The organism is Lyngbya sp. PCC 8106 (genome assembly GCF_000169095.1).
Lineage (GTDB): Bacteria > Cyanobacteriota > Cyanobacteriia > Cyanobacteriales > Microcoleaceae > Capilliphycus.
The window spans coordinates 43,963-58,820 of sequence record NZ_AAVU01000008.1; the positions used below are offsets into that span (position 1 = coordinate 43,963).

Here is a 14,858-nt window from a genome sequence, read left to right on the forward strand (position 1 = left end):
AAGCCTGTGTGTAAGCCATAGTAATAGATTTAGCTTCGTTGACACTTGCTAATAGCCGCTCTTGAGTTAGCTTAAGTAAGTGTCAAGTCATAGCGTTTAACGCGATTCTGAGTCAACGCCAACCCGAAAGGTGGGATCTTCTTTACCAAAACGGTTCAACGCTTTCGATAAACGGGCGATATCCTGTTGGCGCCGAGGAATAATCGCCAAAGTCACAACGGGTTCGGGTAAAAACATCCCCTCTAGGGAGATTAAGCGATGTTCTCCGCACTATCGCAATCTACCCCAATCAGAATAATTATATCTTCGGCGATCGCGGGGGTCGATATCCTCCTGTTTATTGGCGTGCATTCGTTTGAGTTGTTCGATCGCAATCGTTCCCCAGTTCGAGAATTATAGACTTGATCTCCGAGTTTGAGTGTTTTCGAGGAATCATCAGATTGGCTCCTACTTGAGCTTTTTTGCACTACATATATACTACATTTGTCCCAGTTCCGATTCCAGATTCTGAATAAAAACCCAATTTTTTGGGGCTGGCGGCCTCGGGCTTTGGGTTAGTGCTTTTTGAAAAGGAATCTCCGTAGAAATACTGAGTCTCAACAACAGTATATAGGGATTTTTAGTATTTTTATTCACTAATTATTGATGTAATCCGAGAAAGCACTGACTGATTTTTGTTTTAAGTTGTAGCAAATTACTTTTCCACCAGTCAGTAATTTCACTGAAAATAAATTGATTCAATATTCAAAAGTTATATTCTGGTATTTTTACGGAGACTTTGATTTCATTTTTTATCAGAATAAATACGCAAATTTTGTTTGTAACTAGGCATAAAATATCTCCATATTCATCTCCGTGTATTCGTTTTGACTCTCTTTTTTTTACTTTAATAGATCACTAAAGTTCAGTGGTATAACCGATGACAGACCCTAGAGTGAACTGCAATAATTTAATTATGAAAGGTTAAAAAAGATACGGCAAGCCAATCACTCTATCTTTACAAAAACCTTTGATATTCCCGGACAACATTGAAAATTGCTGTCAACCTAAAAAGTTAATCAAATCAATCTAAATCGACCATAAAAGGCTAAGAATTAACTCATTTTTTCATATTAATTACTCAAACTAATTTACAAAAAATCAGCCCAGGAGATCGTCGTCATGTTTTCTAATCAACCCATTACCCGCTCAAATTCAGTCATTAGTCAAGGCGATGTTGCTCTCAATACAGAAGAAATTCGTAATACACTCAACCTCGATGGTAGCGGTATTAAAATTGGGGTAATTTCTGATAGTTTTAACCGATTAAAAGATGGAGTAACCGCAGTAGATGACATCAGAAGTGGCGACCTACCAGGTATTGGAAATCCAGATGGTTATACAACTCCGGTACAAATTTTAAATGAAGGCTCTAAAGGTAAAGATGAAGGCCGAGCAATGTTGCAAATCGTTCACGACATCGCACCGGGTTCTGAACTGATGTTTTATGGAGTTTCTAATAACGTAGAAATGGCTCAAGCTATTGATGCTTTAGCCGCAGCCGGAGCGGATATAATTGTCGATGATATGGGCTTTACCAATCAGCCCTTTTTCCAAGATGGAATTGCAGCACAAGCGGTTAATCGAGTTGTAGACCAAGGTGTTGTTTATTTCTCCGCCGCTGGAAACGATGGTCAACGCTCCTACGAATCAGAATTCAGCAACTCAGCGTCTACCTTCACTGTCAACGGAATCACCTACGAAGCCCATGATTTTAATAGCGGAGCAGGTGTTGATATATTTAACCAATTTAACCTCGATGCAGGCAAGAAACTCGGACCATTAACACTACAATGGGATGAACCCTTCGCCTCTGTGAATAATGGCTCAGGAGCAACCAGTGATTTAGATATCTTCATCGTTACAAAAGACTCTCTCAACCTGAGTGCAGATAATATTGTTGCTTCTAGCACCGATAGTAACGTCGGAGCAGACCCCCTCGAAACCTTTTCTTTTACCAATAATACCGATAGCAGCAAATTCTATGTTTTGATTGGTAAACGAGTAGAGTCCACTGAACCGAATCAAATCAAATACATCAGCTTTTCTAACGACGCAGACAACTTTGAGTATGGTTATAATAGTTCTACCGTTTTCGGACATCCCAACGCAGAAAGTGCAATTACCATTGGAGCTACTGGCTACAACGACACTCCAGCATTTGGTACAAGTATTCCCAAAGCCAAGTCTACTTCTTCTGTCGGTGGAACCCCCATCTTAATTGCAGCAGATGGAACTCACCTAGAGAGTTCTCTAATTCGTCAAAAACCCAACTTACTCGCCACAGACGGCGTAAATACCACCTTTTTCGGTGTGGATAATTCTTCTGATAGTGATGCGTTCCCCAACTTTAGCGGAACGTCTGCTGCTGCTCCCCACGCTGCGGGAGTTGCGGCTTTGATGTTACAAGCCGGAGGCGGTGCAGATTCTTTAACCCCTGGGGAAGTTCGGAGTATTCTCGAAGAAACTGCTCTGGATGCTGATTTTTCAGGGTTAGACTTTAAAAGTGGTTCGGGTTTAATTCAAGCTTCGTCAGCAGTCGAATTAATTGCACCTCAGTTTGGGGGAGTAGCGGAAGATAATACAGCCATTACTCGGGTTTCTCGGGATGCAAACAATGATATGGTGGGTACAGTAGAAGATGATATTCTCACAGGAAGCACGGGGTCTGATGTTCTTCTCGGCGCTCAAGGCAATGACCAACTGTTAGGGGAAGCCGGAGATGATGCGCTCTACGGGGGTCAAGGAAATGATATTTTACTCGGACGACAAGGCAACGATATTTTAAGTGGAAATTTAGGCGATGATGTTTTGATTGGTGGAAAAGGAAATGACCGCTTTGATTTAGGTTTAGAAGCGGGTGTCGATGTGATTAAAGACTTTACGCCTGGAGAAGATATTATCGGTTTGAGTGATGGCTTGGTTTTCACCGATTTAACGCTCAGTTTCCACAATGGCGCAACTCTCATCGCAGCTCAAAATCAAGTCCTGGCGACAGTAGATGGGTTACATTCTCTGAGTGAACAGAATTTTGTTTCTCTCTAATCTGTCTGATTGTAATCGAGATCAACTCCAATTATTAATCTTCAGAAATTTTGTTTACCCCAAAACAGTCTACTTTCTCCACTAATATCATGTCCGCCCAAACAGTCATTATTCCCCTGTGCCTTGCAACCTTCCTCCTTCCCTTCTGACTTCTGCCCTCTGCCTGATCTCCAGCAATAGTGTAAGTATTCCATCGAGAGCAATTGCCGCTTGTGCAAAGTTCATATTAAAAATCAAGAGATAGAGTTGGGCGTGTTATCCAAAAAAATATTATTATTTTCAGCGTTATTTTGTCGAGGTTCTTGATACAAAGGAACGGTAAACGTGACAGTTGAGCCTAAACCTTCGCCAAGACTATAGAACTTCACACTTCCTCCCATCGCTTGTACCAATTTCTGAGAAATCACTAATCCTAAACCCGTACCCCCATATTGACGAGTGTAGCCTGTATCGACCTGAGAAAAGGCTTTAAAAAGGCGATCTTGCTTTTCTAAAGGGACACCAATTCCGGTATCTGTGACTCGAAATTCTACAAAACCGGGAAATTCTTGATTCTGAAGGATGACTTTTTGGTTCAGGACTCCTAAACTGATATTGACTCCTCCTTCGTGGGTGAATTTAATGGCATTTCCTACCAAGTTCAGCATGACTTGTAGGAGGCGTTGATAGTTGGCATAAACAATTAAGTCTGGGGAGTAAGAGTGTTCGTGAATCGATAAATTTAATCCTTTTTGTTGAACTTGAGTTTTGGTAAACTGTTCGACTTCTTTTAAAAGTTCACTCACTTTAACTAAAGCCAAGTCAATTTCCATTTTTCCGGCTTCGATCTTGGCAATATCTAATACATCATTAATTAAATTGAGCAAATGTAAAGCAGCACGATGACCTTCTTGGACAAACTCTCGTTCTTCTTCAGGATCATCAACCATCCCATCAATAACGAGTTTGAGAAAGCCAATAATACCATTAAGCGGGGTACGCAGTTCGTGGGAAGTATTAGCGAGAAATTCACTTTTGAGACGGGAGGAGGCTTCAGCTTCTGCTCGGGCTTCTTCGAGTTCTTGATATAAAGTTGCATGAGCAATTGCTGTTCCCACATGAGTGGCGAGTTCCCGCACAAAATCAATTTCAGCGAGTGTCCATTGACGAAAGCGATCGCATTGATGGAGGGCGATCAAACCATTCGGGCGGATCACTCCATTGGGTTGATCGAGGTAGGATGTTGCCACCACCAACACCGAATGACGTTTGTAGGAATCTTCCGAAGCAGACGTGCGTTCGAGGGCGATGGGTTCGAGGGTTGCCAAGGCTTGACTCCAACCCCACTCGTGACTAATGGAGATTTCTGAACCGAGCATACTTTCGTAGGGATTTTGCAGATACTCTGCCACAACTTGGGTGTGCGCGAACCGAATATCTGTGTGAGTCTGATCCGGTTTGTAGGGACAAATAATGCAACGGTTAACTCGCAGAACCTGACCTAAACTTGCTACCGTTTGCTGCCAGATTTGCTTGAGATCAAGGGTGCGGCGAATTTTTTGGGTTATTTGACTCAGAAGCGTTTGATAAATTTGGGAACTCGGAGGTACTGTCCGACAAATCGTTCCGGCAATTTGCACCAGCATTTTTTGCTGAATGTCAAAGTTAGAAGGCAAAGAACGATAAGCAATGATTTCGTCGAGATTTGCCTCCGAATTCATCTCATTTTGTTCGAGAGTGCGACCCATAACCATTACCCGACTCGGTTTGCTATTCGGGGTCAAAATGGGACTGACGACTAATTCTAAGGGAATATAATGGTCTTGATAAACAAAGGGATAGCTAAATCGCTCTGGAATTGAATTTTCGAGAACACGGTGAATTCGTTCTAGATAGGGTTCTAACAAAGCAGGCCCAAACGTTTCCCCCATTTGAGAGCCTACTACTAGGTCAGCACCAAGATCATAGGATTCGCTCTGTTGCCAATAAAACGACAGATACTTACCCGATGCATCCTGAATAAATACTAAATCAGCCCCCAACTCTCGCCAAATTTCGGCAGGAAATGAGTTTGAAAGCTGAAAGTCTGTATTGGAGTTCATCAGTGTTCGCGACAGGGAACCTTTACCTCAATGCAGTTTAGGAGAATCAAGCTTCACCTTAGACCCCAGAGAATCTGAGAAGTTGAAAGCTTCAAACCGATCAATTGATCGAGAGAAAAGCAACTTAAGACTACTAATCTTTGATTCTAGCTTTTGATTCTCGCTCCCGGATCTATTCCTCACATAGCAATAGAGTAACCTTCTTTCCTGGAGGTCTTCAAGTCGTCACTTTAACTTCTTCCCCTACTCTCGATTAGCGGGGACTCTAAAAGGATGTTTGGAGGCGGGTTAAAGCCTGACCTCTCAACTCTTTTAGCTGACTCGTTTTTACCGTTTTGGGGACGAGTCTAAACCCCCCGACACACTCAAACCCACTCTTATTCAAGACTGGAAAAGTGACTTACAAAAATTGAACAGGGACTTTCCGTTCTATCCAATCAGACAGAGTGGAGAGTGGGGAGTTGAGCTAATCATTCCACTCACCCCGAGGCGGGATGGGAGGATTGCGTTGGAGAGTCAAAGCCAATTCATCTTCAGGACGTTCACCTCTGAGCCACTGACGCAAAGCATTTTCTATCACCTTACTCGGATCATTCGTCAGATGCTTAATCTGATCAAGCAGCTCGGGGTCTATTTTAATAGAAACTTCGACTTTTGTGGGCGCATCGGAGGAAGATATGGGGTTCTGCTGGTTCATAACGTAAAAAAATCCTAGCCAATCAAAATCTAAATCTTTCGGGGGAATAAGCACGGCTGAGTATGATTTTCACCTGAAACTTGGGGTGACTTTACCCAGGAAGACTCGCTTCATTTCTTTGATTTGCAGCAAGACAGAGCAACCCCTGATTCCGTGCCTATTTCTATTGTACGATGCCCGTTCCACAATCCAACAAACTGAGTTATTGGGAGTTGACTCCTGAACCCCCAACAATCACGATTCTTTAGGGTCGTTCAAACTTAGATGGAGGTTGAAACCCTTGAGCGGACTGACCTGAGAGCGCACGACTCATAAAATCTCGCCAAATCGGAGCAACTGTTGTACCTCCGGTAGACCCGGAAGCCAGGGGAGTGTAATCATCATGTCCCACCCAGACAGCGGTGGATAATTGCGGGGTATACCCCACAAACCAGACATCTCGCTCGGAGGAGGTCGTTCCCGTCTTTCCGGCTGCTGGACGGCCAATTTGCGCGCGGGTTCCAGTTCCCCCTGAAATTACTCCTTGTAAGACACTGTTAAGCGATGCTGCCGCCCATTGATTCAAGACTAATCTCGGTTTAGGCGTATTATCCAACAATATATTTCCCTGACTGTCGGTGACTTGGACAATAAAGGTCGGATCAGAGTGCCAACCGTCATTGGCAAAGGTCGCATAGGCACCGGCCATTTCCATCGGGGTAACATCGACTGAACCCAACGGTAAAGAAATTACCGGGTCTATCGGACTTCGGAAACCCAGAATGCGACAGACTTCAATCACTTGATTGAGTCCAACCGCTTGACCGATTTTCACCGCCGGAATATTGAGAGAATTGGTCAAAGCGGAGCGAATACTCACCGCCCCAGAAAAGCCACCTCCGTAGTTGCGGGGAGAATAGTAGCCATAACCATCGGGATAACTCACCGGTGAATCAGAAACGGTTGATTCTGGGGAATATTTACCCGTCGCAAAGGCGGTATAGTAAACAAACGGTTTAAACGCCGAACCCGGTTGACGTTGAGCTTGAATCGCCCGGTTGTATTGACTGGTTTTGTAGTCAGCACCCCCCACCATCGCTTTGACAAAATGGGTTCGCGGGTCAACAGCAGCCAAAGCAATTTGACCTTGATCCCAACTCCGGTAAACTCCCCAATAATACAGGCGTTCATGCCATGTACTCACGACTTGTTCGGCCATGCGTTGGAAGTTGACATCAATCGTTGTTTGTACGCGCATTCCGCCTTTGAGGACTGCATCTCGGCCAAACTTACGGGTTAACTCCTGAACCACCGCTTCGGTCACGTAGGGTAACTGACTCTGGCGAAATGAGGTGATAGACCCGACCAGCAGAGGTTGTTTGAGGGCTTCAGCTTCTTCTTCGGGGGTAATCCATTTTAACTCCCGCATTCGTTTGAGAACGGTGGCTTGTCTCTGCTTGGATTTTTTGTAGTCTACAAACGGGCTGAAATCTTCGGGCGCTGGAATCAAACCCGCTAACATCGAAGCTTCGGCCAGCGTCAGATCCTTGGCTGATTTATTAAAATAACTTAGAGATGCGGTTTCTACACCATACAGGTTATGACCCCAATAGACTTGGTTGAGATATAGCTCTAAAATCTCGTCTTTGGCTAAAATTTGTTCTAACCGAATCGCCATCACCGCTTCAGCGGCTTTCCGGCTAATGGTGCGGTTTGGGGACAGAAACAGGTTTTTCACCAACTGCATGGTTAGGGTTGAACCCCCCTCTACCGTCTCTCCGCTCTCTAAGTTGGCCACAAAAGCCCGGATAATTCCTGTGGGATAAATGCCTTTGTGATAGTAGAAGTTGCTGTCTTCAATTGCTAAAACTGCACGCTTGAGGTGAGGTGAAATTTCATCAAGGGAAATAACTTCTCGGTTGGCTTCATCGTGAAGACTGGCCAGTGGTCTACCCTGAATATCGTAAATGTGGGTGGTTTCTGTCGGGGCGTAGCTTTGCATAACCCGCACATCGGGCAAATTTCTGAAGCTGACGGCTAAACCCACTAGCCCTCCAGCCATGACCGAACTCGCTAACATGGTAGCACTGAGTAGCGTCCCAGCCGTGACCTTGCTAACCGACTGCACGAAGTCAAAAATACCTTCTGAGTTGTTAACTTCTGGTTTTTGGTGGATAGCGTTAGTTGATGACACGTTAGATTTCACTCCCTTCAGGAAAACAAGGCAACAGGGGATCAAGCCGGGGTTAGGATCGCGCCCAGAGGGTGATCGCTCTGGCTAAGTGATAGCATACAGCATTAGTTTGTGGCTATTGATTGGTTTTCTAAAAGTTTTCTCAGAAAACCGGGTTCGACAATTTGGGCTTGTCTCTCCTCTTTGTAATCTATCCCCAATCGCATCGGACAATGGTAAGATGCTGTATGAATATAAATCATTGATTAACACAGCATATCAGGGATCAAGGTTAACTTAATCGATCCAATATTTGCAATAATAAAAATCTTCATCAAATTATGGCATTGAGTCAACCTCCAAAAGAGAGATCAACAGAAGCATCTCTCGATCATATGACGAAACTGCGTCGAGGTGTTAGTGAAATTTTTCCCGAACAACTCGATTCCGAGAGTCCCGATGACAATTTTAACCAACGATTGGCTCAGTCTGATCAGCCGTTACGAGTTAAATTCGGGATTGACCCCACTGGAACTGATATTCACCTCGGACATAGTGTTGTTGTCCGCAAACTTCGGGATTTTCAAGATGCTGGACACACTGCTGTTTTAATTATTGGTGATTTTACGGCAAGAATTGGTGATCCGACGGGAAAATCTGAAGTTCGTAAACAACTCACGACTGAACAAGTTCAACAAAACGCTCAAACTTATCTCGATCAAGTTCGTCCGATTCTTGATTTTGACACCCCCGGACGCTTAGAAATTCGGTATAATTCCGAATGGCTATCGACGCTAGATTTAGCTAAAATTTTGGATTTGCTTTCGACGATGACGGTAGGGCAAATGTTAGCCAAAGAAGGCTTTGCGTTGCGCTACGAAAAAGAAGCACCAATTTATTTACATGAATTTCTCTATCCTCTGATGCAAGGCTATGATTCGGTTGCCGTTGAAGCCGATATTGAACTCGGAGGCACCGATCAAAAGTTTAACCTGGCGGTGGGTAGAGATTTACAACGCTACTTCCAACAAAAGCCTCAATTTGGTTTATTAATGCCGATTTTAATCGGTACCGATGGCGTTCAGAAAATGTCAAAATCTCTGGGAAATTATGTCGGACTGTCTGAAGATGCACTAACCATGTATTCCAAATTGGAAAAAATTCCTGATGATTTGATTGTACAATACTTTGAACTACTTACCAAACTCCCCCTCGATGAACTCCCGGAAAATCCCCGAGAACGACAAAAATTATTAGCCCTCGATGTTGTTTCTCAGTATCACGGCAAAGAAGCTGCATTAGAAGCCCAAAAAGCCGCCATCAACCTCACAGGAGGAAATACTAAACAAGCCGATGCGGTTCCTGAATTTTCCCTCGCTGAAGTCGAATTTCCGGCGAAGTTATTCTATATTCTCAGTGCGAGTGGGTTGTGCAAAAGTGGAAGTGAAGCCCGACGACAAATGCAAGGGGGCGGAGTTCGACTCGATGGCGAACAAATCACCGATGCTAACCTCATCTTTGACTCAATAGATGATTTAAACGGACGAGTTTTGCAAGTTGGGAAAAAGAAATTTGTGCGGTTAGTTGGATAATGAATACAGATAAAATTATTGTTCCTCTCGATGTTTCAACGATTACAGAAGCACTCGCTTTAGTTGACCAATTGCCCCAAGTTTCTTTCTGGAAAGTCGGTCTAGAACTCTTTGTGAGTAACGGGCCAGAAATATTAACCCAACTCAAACAACGACAAAAACGAATATTTCTCGACCTGAAATTTCACGATATTCCGAATACCGTTGCAGGTGCTTGTCGGGCGGCTTCTCAATACGGCGTTGATTTAATTACCATTCACGCAACCGCCGGAAAAGTGGCGTTAAAAGCCGCTCAAAATGCCCTAGAAGAAGGGGCAAAAGCAGCTAATAAACCGATTCCAAATTTAATTGCAATTACATTATTAACGAGTCTCAATTCCCGTGAATTAGCCTTTGATTTAAAAATCCCTTTAGAGTTGCCAGAATACGCCCTACACATGGCATTACTCGCCCAAGAAAGTGGGTTGGCGGGGGCGGTTTGTTCACCCCAAGAAGTTGAACAGTTACGGCGAACCTGTGGGAATGATTTTCTACTCGTTTGTCCGGGTGTACGTCCGACTTGGGCGGAAAAAGGCGATCAACAGCGTTCATTTACCCCGTCTCAGGCGATGAAAGCGGGTGCTGATTACCTGGTCATCGGACGACCCATAACCGCCTCAGAGGACCCCGTAGGTGCTTTAGAACGCATTTTTGAGGAGATATCTTAAACATAAATTATCCCTCTAAATCCCCCTTTGTATCCCCCTAAATCCCCCGCCCCCTAAATCCCCCAATTCTGGGGGACTTTGAAAGATGGAGACTTTGAAAGATGGAGACTTTGAAAGATGGGGGACTTTTTGACTGATTCCGCCTTAAAAAAAGGAACTTTCTAACTAATTCCCCCCTTACTAAGGGGGGCTAGGGGGGATTCAACTCAGGGGGGCTAGGGGGGATTAAAAACTTGACATCATTAGTAGCAAACATTAAATAATTTTATATGAACTCTCATGCTGAACTCCCTAAATAATTTATAGGTCAATTTAAGCGGTAACAGTTGTGGGTTTGAGTTCATCTTCTGACTCGTCTTGAACTTTGAAATACCAATACAAATTGGCAACGGTCATGTGAGAAGCCTGTTGTAAATTAGCAGAAACGAGGCTTTTAAATCCCGCATTTTTTGCGTGTTCACTAACATAACGTTCCGACTCTCGCCGCAAATCTGGGTTCATTAAAAATATAAGTTGATCCTGTAAAGATGCGGGGTGAGACTTTTGTTTTAACTCTTGATAATATTGATATTCCGGCGGTTCTGTAACGGGGGTTAATTGTGTTTCTGGGGTTTCTGTGGATTCTTGAAAATCTGCACTTGCTAATAGTTTTAAGTCTTCGGGTGGTAAACTCATCATCCAATCTATTTGATTTTCCCACGCTGACAATGCTGCTAAATCATGGTCGTGAATGTGGGTCAATTCGGGGAATATAAAGTCTAATTCTTCTTCGGTTTGGCAAGATTTAATCACTTCTAAGGAATCTTGACGAATTTTTTCTTGTAAATCAGAAACGGACTGTTTTAACGCTTTGGGTTCATTTTGCAGTTGATAGGTGAGACAAATGGTTTGTTCTATCGCCCAAGCACATTCGTGTCTTCGCAGTTTTCCGGGTGCGGAAGTTTCTGATAACAAATGGGGACTATTATAAATCGCCAACGCTTCTCCAAGGGTTTGACGGGCGTTAGAAAGTTCTACTTTTCTCGCGTCTAAATCTTCGATAGTCGTGGCGGTTTTCATTAATTTTGTCGCTTGAATAAACCGCGAATAGGCTTTGACATATTCGAGGCGATGCTGTTCAAACTTGATATCTTCGGCGACTTTATCCAAATGTTGAACAATTTCAACGCCCTGGCTTCTTAATGCTTGTTTGAGGTCAAGAAAACCGCCTCGGAGTTCTAATTTTAATTGTTTAACATCTTCTCGTAACTTCAATGTTTGCCATAAATTAACCGCCGAAAGTACAGCCGTCGCCGCCACACCAACGCCGATAAAAGCTGTTGTTGCTTGCAACATTCCCAAGCCCGATTTAATAACGTTTAATTGTCCTAATACTTGTTGATTTTGGTACATTTGTCCTAACGCTAAAGGAATCTGGGCTGGAGTTCCACCAATTAGAGGCGATAAAGAAGCACCGTTAAAAACTGCACCTTTTGCCATTTCTACAAATTGACCCGTAGCGGGATTTCGCAATAAAGGCAAAACTTGACCTGTACTTGTGGTGACTTGAAGCAGTTTACCTGCGCCCAAAAGTGCTTGACTTCCTGCACTGAAGATGTATTCTATCATTGTTAACTTTTTTATTGAAGAATGACCCTGCTTTCTAATCGAATGATATACTACTTTCGTATAGAAGCATTACTCTAATTTTACTTTAACTCGAATTGTAGTAAATCAAGAAAAATTGATTTGTTAGTTGGTTTTTTCGAGAGATAATTTTTATCTCTGCATTTTTACGAAAGTTCTGAATAAAAACCTATCAATCACTAAAACTTAGGAGGCTGACGGCTCATGGATTTATCATTAATTACAGCCGATACCGTAGATTTACTGTCTCGCATCACCGGACACGAACTTGAAGAAGAAGATCTCAGTCCTCCCGTTGTGTTTCTCGCCGCTTTAGTCTGTGTATTGTTGGGTGTGATAGCTGCTGATAATCAAGTTGATCAAGAGGAAACACAACGGCTTCTAATTACTCTCCGTCGCTTTATTCCAGAAACAGGAAATGTTCGCGAATTAGTCAAACTAATGAAACAGGGAGTTCGTCAACAAAAGATTTATCAAAATCCTAATGATTTGTTGTTGCTGACCGCATTTTTTTCGGAATCGGAAAAGTTGTTATTGATTGGCTTGGGTTATGAAATGTCAGCAGCAGATGGAGATATGGATGCGCGAGAGAAAAAATATTTAGAAATTTTGGCGAATCACTTGAGACTTGAACCGCAATATTTAAACGTATTAGAATCGGCGTTTACTAATCCTGCTTCTGTCGATAACGAATATTTAGAAAAAGTCAGATTTTTACTCGATCCGGTTTGGTTTCACGATTTAGATAGCGTGTTTGTGAAAGCGGCGAGTCAGATGTTAGCGGTTCTTCCGGTTGTTTCCGAAAAGAAAAAAAGTCAACAGCATCGCACGATTTCCTATGAGGCGTTACAAGCCTTTCAAAACTGCAAACGCCAGCTTGATCAAAAATGTGTTGATATTGAGAAAATTGTACAAGATTGTACGGACAGAGAGTTTCTTCAGGCGTCTTTAATTGAGGACATTGGCAAAGTTTCTAAAAAGCTACAGTCCCAACGTTTTCGAGTTGCGGTTGTGGGTGAATTTAGTCAAGGAAAGTCAACGATTTTAAATGCTTTACTGGGTGAAGAAATCCAACCCGTTCGAGATATTCCCTGTAGCGGAACGGTAACGGTTTTGAGATATGGAGAACAAAAACGGGTAATTTGTTGTTACAAAGATAAACGACAAGAAGAAATCCCGTTAGAACAGTATCAAGAAAAAGCGGCGATTTCTGAAGAAGCTGCATTGGGAAATCTAACCGAAGGATTGGCGAATTCTGAAGTTAGTAAAATTAGCGAAATTATTTTTGAGCATCCTAACTTAGAGTTGTGTCGGTATGGGGTTGAAATAGTTGATTCTCCGGGGTTGAACGAACATCCAGAACGAACGGAAATCACTCAACAACTGCTAAAAGATACGGATGTTGTTATTTTTGTAACGAATGCTTCCCGTCCTCTCACACAGGGAGAACGAGAGTTACTTGAAAGTCTGAAAAATCAACTCAATGGCAATAAACAGGAACCCGCCAATAATTTGTTTATGTTGGTGAATTTCTGGGATTTACTTCGCAGCGAAAATAGTCGTCAGCAGGTACAAAAACGGATTGAAAATTTGGTGATGGGGAAAAATCCTATCATTGGCGGAGAAAACCGAATTCATTTTATTTCTGCACAAGCAACCCTCGATGCTATTTTAGCGGGAACGGAGAATGAGTATTTGCAAAGTTTTTCTCATTTTACCCAATCTGTAGAAAAGTTTCTGACTCAGGAACGGGGAATTTTAGAGGTTAAGAAAGCAACGACAGAAGTTAATCAATTAATTCAGTCGGCGTTAGAAGGTTTGCATCAAGCCGAGAATCTTTTAGAAGGAAAACTACAACTCAAGGAGGCGGGAAAATCAGAAATTATTGAAAAAATGGGAGAAATCAGTGGACGGGATGTAAAAATTAAAATCTTTGCAGATCAAGAACTAGAAGATGTGATTGACGAAGTTCTTGAATCTTGGAATAAATGGCTTGATCAATTGGATGAGCGCATTATTCAATCAAGCGAACAATGGACTTCAACCTATTCTCCATTCAAAGACAAAAAAAAGTTAATCAAAGACTATGGAGATCAATTTATGGCTTCTCTTTTAAAAGAAATTAAAGAGTGGGAATCAACATTAAAAGATGACCTGTTGCTTGACTGGCTTAAAAATATAAATGGATTCATTCAATATGAACTTGAAGAAATCAAAAATGATTTAACCGAATTAGATAGCAAACTCGATACATATATCGGTAATCAATTTACCTCTACTCTAATTGGAAATGTGAATGCTTGTCGAGAATTAGGGATTAATCCTACACTTAAGTCTCAGAAGAATGAAGAAGAAGATTTTCATTTATTTGCTGGTCTGGGAACCGCAGGTGGATTAGCAATAGGCGCAGCGTTAGCATTTACAGGAATAGGGTTGATTCCATTATTGATAGGTGGTGTAGGTGGAGCGGTAACTGGAGTAGTCGGTTCTGCATTATTTGGCAAGAATAAGGATAGCATTAACGCTAAAGTTAAGGGAGAAGTTTGTGAGACAGGTTTGAAAAACTTTTATGAGTCTCACCAAGAACTGTTCGACAACATTTGTGAGCAGATTCAATCAATGTATAATACCCGAGTTGAATTAGCGAGTAATTTAATTAACCAAGCGATTTCACTGTGCGAAAATCCACTTAAACAGCAAGAAAAAGATTATCAAAAATCTGTTCAACAGCGCCAACAAGATCAAGCTTGGATAGAACAACAGCGTCAACGACTGGAACAAGTTCGACAGGAAATACAAGCCATTGTTCGTGATATTAACCCGGTTAGCAATTAGAAACTATGAATAAATTAAACGATTATCGTCAACGTCTTCAAGATTTAATTAGCCCCCAGAATTGGGGGTTGGGGGCAATATTAA

At 42.5% G+C, this 14,858-nt stretch carries 10 protein-coding genes; 4 read left to right on the forward strand and 6 right to left on the reverse strand.

Annotated elements, in window-relative coordinates:
* Positions 1-96: 96 nt before the first annotated feature.
* A complete protein-coding gene (locus L8106_RS32825) occupies positions 97-237 on the reverse strand; it encodes a translation elongation factor G (fusA-2) (protein WP_009783627.1) in 141 nt (46 codons plus the stop codon).
* Between the two features lie 924 nt (positions 238-1,161).
* Here L8106_RS32825 and L8106_RS07410 point away from each other — a divergent pair.
* Positions 1,162-3,084 (forward strand): S8 family serine peptidase, encoded by a 1,923-nt coding sequence (locus L8106_RS07410; RefSeq protein ID WP_009783628.1) that lies wholly within the window; start codon positions 1,162-1,164, stop codon positions 3,082-3,084.
* 233 nt (positions 3,085-3,317) lie between these two features.
* Here L8106_RS07410 and L8106_RS07415 read toward each other — a convergent pair whose 3' ends face one another.
* The 4 genes from L8106_RS07415 to L8106_RS32030 all read right to left on the reverse strand — a co-directional run bounded on the left by L8106_RS07415 (position 3,318) and on the right by L8106_RS32030 (position 8,277).
* Positions 3,318-5,165, reverse strand: coding sequence for a GAF domain-containing protein (locus L8106_RS07415; RefSeq protein ID WP_009783630.1), 1,848 nt, complete (start codon positions 5,163-5,165; stop codon positions 3,318-3,320).
* Positions 5,166-5,631: 466 nt separating this feature from the next.
* On the reverse strand, positions 5,632-5,862 hold the full coding sequence (locus L8106_RS07420) for a type II toxin-antitoxin system CcdA family antitoxin (RefSeq protein ID WP_039895726.1): 231 nt from the start codon (positions 5,860-5,862) through the stop codon (positions 5,632-5,634).
* A gap of 244 nt (positions 5,863-6,106) precedes the next feature.
* The gene (locus tag L8106_RS07425; protein WP_009783632.1) at positions 6,107-7,921 is read right to left on the reverse strand and encodes a transglycosylase domain-containing protein; all 1,815 of its coding nucleotides are present in this window, start codon (positions 7,919-7,921) and stop codon (positions 6,107-6,109) included.
* A 218-nt stretch (positions 7,922-8,139) separates the two neighbouring features.
* Positions 8,140-8,277, reverse strand: coding sequence for a hypothetical protein (locus L8106_RS32030; RefSeq protein WP_156803609.1), 138 nt, complete (start codon positions 8,275-8,277; stop codon positions 8,140-8,142).
* Positions 8,278-8,355: 78 nt separating this feature from the next.
* Between L8106_RS32030 and tyrS the strand changes: the two genes are divergently transcribed.
* Positions 8,356-9,606 (forward strand): tyrosine--tRNA ligase, encoded by a 1,251-nt coding sequence (tyrS, locus tag L8106_RS07430; RefSeq protein WP_009783633.1) that lies wholly within the window; start codon positions 8,356-8,358, stop codon positions 9,604-9,606.
* Positions 9,606-10,313: an orotidine-5'-phosphate decarboxylase gene (gene pyrF, locus L8106_RS07435; protein ID WP_009783634.1), complete on the forward strand. Its 708-nt coding sequence runs from the start codon at positions 9,606-9,608 to the stop codon at positions 10,311-10,313. Before tyrS ends, pyrF begins: the two co-directional genes overlap by 1 nt.
* 312 nt (positions 10,314-10,625) lie before the next feature.
* Here pyrF and L8106_RS07440 read toward each other — a convergent pair whose 3' ends face one another.
* Positions 10,626-11,921 carry a hypothetical protein gene (locus L8106_RS07440; RefSeq protein WP_009783635.1) on the reverse strand — a complete coding sequence of 432 codons (1,296 nt, stop codon included), beginning with the start codon at positions 11,919-11,921 and terminating at the stop codon, positions 10,626-10,628.
* Between the two features lie 222 nt (positions 11,922-12,143).
* Here L8106_RS07440 and L8106_RS07445 point away from each other — a divergent pair, with 222 nt between their 5' ends.
* Positions 12,144-14,774, forward strand: a complete 2,631-nt coding sequence (locus tag L8106_RS07445) for a dynamin family protein (RefSeq protein ID WP_009783636.1) — start codon at positions 12,144-12,146, stop codon at positions 14,772-14,774.
* Positions 14,775-14,858: the final 84 nt, after the last annotated feature.

What these genes read in the sequence shown, in the direction of transcription:
- L8106_RS32825 (WP_009783627.1), bottom strand. Translation starts at nt 237, where the DNA reads ATGTTTTTACCCGAACCCGTTGTGACTTTGGCGATTATTCCTCGGCGC.
- L8106_RS07410 (WP_009783628.1), top strand. Translation starts at nt 1,162, where the DNA reads ATGTTTTCTAATCAACCCATTACCCGCTCAAATTCAGTCATTAGTCAA.
- L8106_RS07415 (WP_009783630.1), bottom strand. Translation starts at nt 5,165, where the DNA reads ATGAACTCCAATACAGACTTTCAGCTTTCAAACTCATTTCCTGCCGAA.
- L8106_RS07420 (WP_039895726.1), bottom strand. Translation starts at nt 5,862, where the DNA reads ATGAACCAGCAGAACCCCATATCTTCCTCCGATGCGCCCACAAAAGTC.
- L8106_RS07425 (WP_009783632.1), bottom strand. Translation starts at nt 7,921, where the DNA reads ATGTTAGCGAGTTCGGTCATGGCTGGAGGGCTAGTGGGTTTAGCCGTC.
- L8106_RS32030 (WP_156803609.1), bottom strand. Translation starts at nt 8,277, where the DNA reads ATGATTTATATTCATACAGCATCTTACCATTGTCCGATGCGATTGGGG.
- tyrS (WP_009783633.1), top strand. Translation starts at nt 8,356, where the DNA reads ATGGCATTGAGTCAACCTCCAAAAGAGAGATCAACAGAAGCATCTCTC.
- pyrF (WP_009783634.1), top strand. Translation starts at nt 9,606, where the DNA reads ATGAATACAGATAAAATTATTGTTCCTCTCGATGTTTCAACGATTACA.
- L8106_RS07440 (WP_009783635.1), bottom strand. Translation starts at nt 11,921, where the DNA reads ATGATAGAATACATCTTCAGTGCAGGAAGTCAAGCACTTTTGGGCGCA.
- L8106_RS07445 (WP_009783636.1), top strand. Translation starts at nt 12,144, where the DNA reads ATGGATTTATCATTAATTACAGCCGATACCGTAGATTTACTGTCTCGC.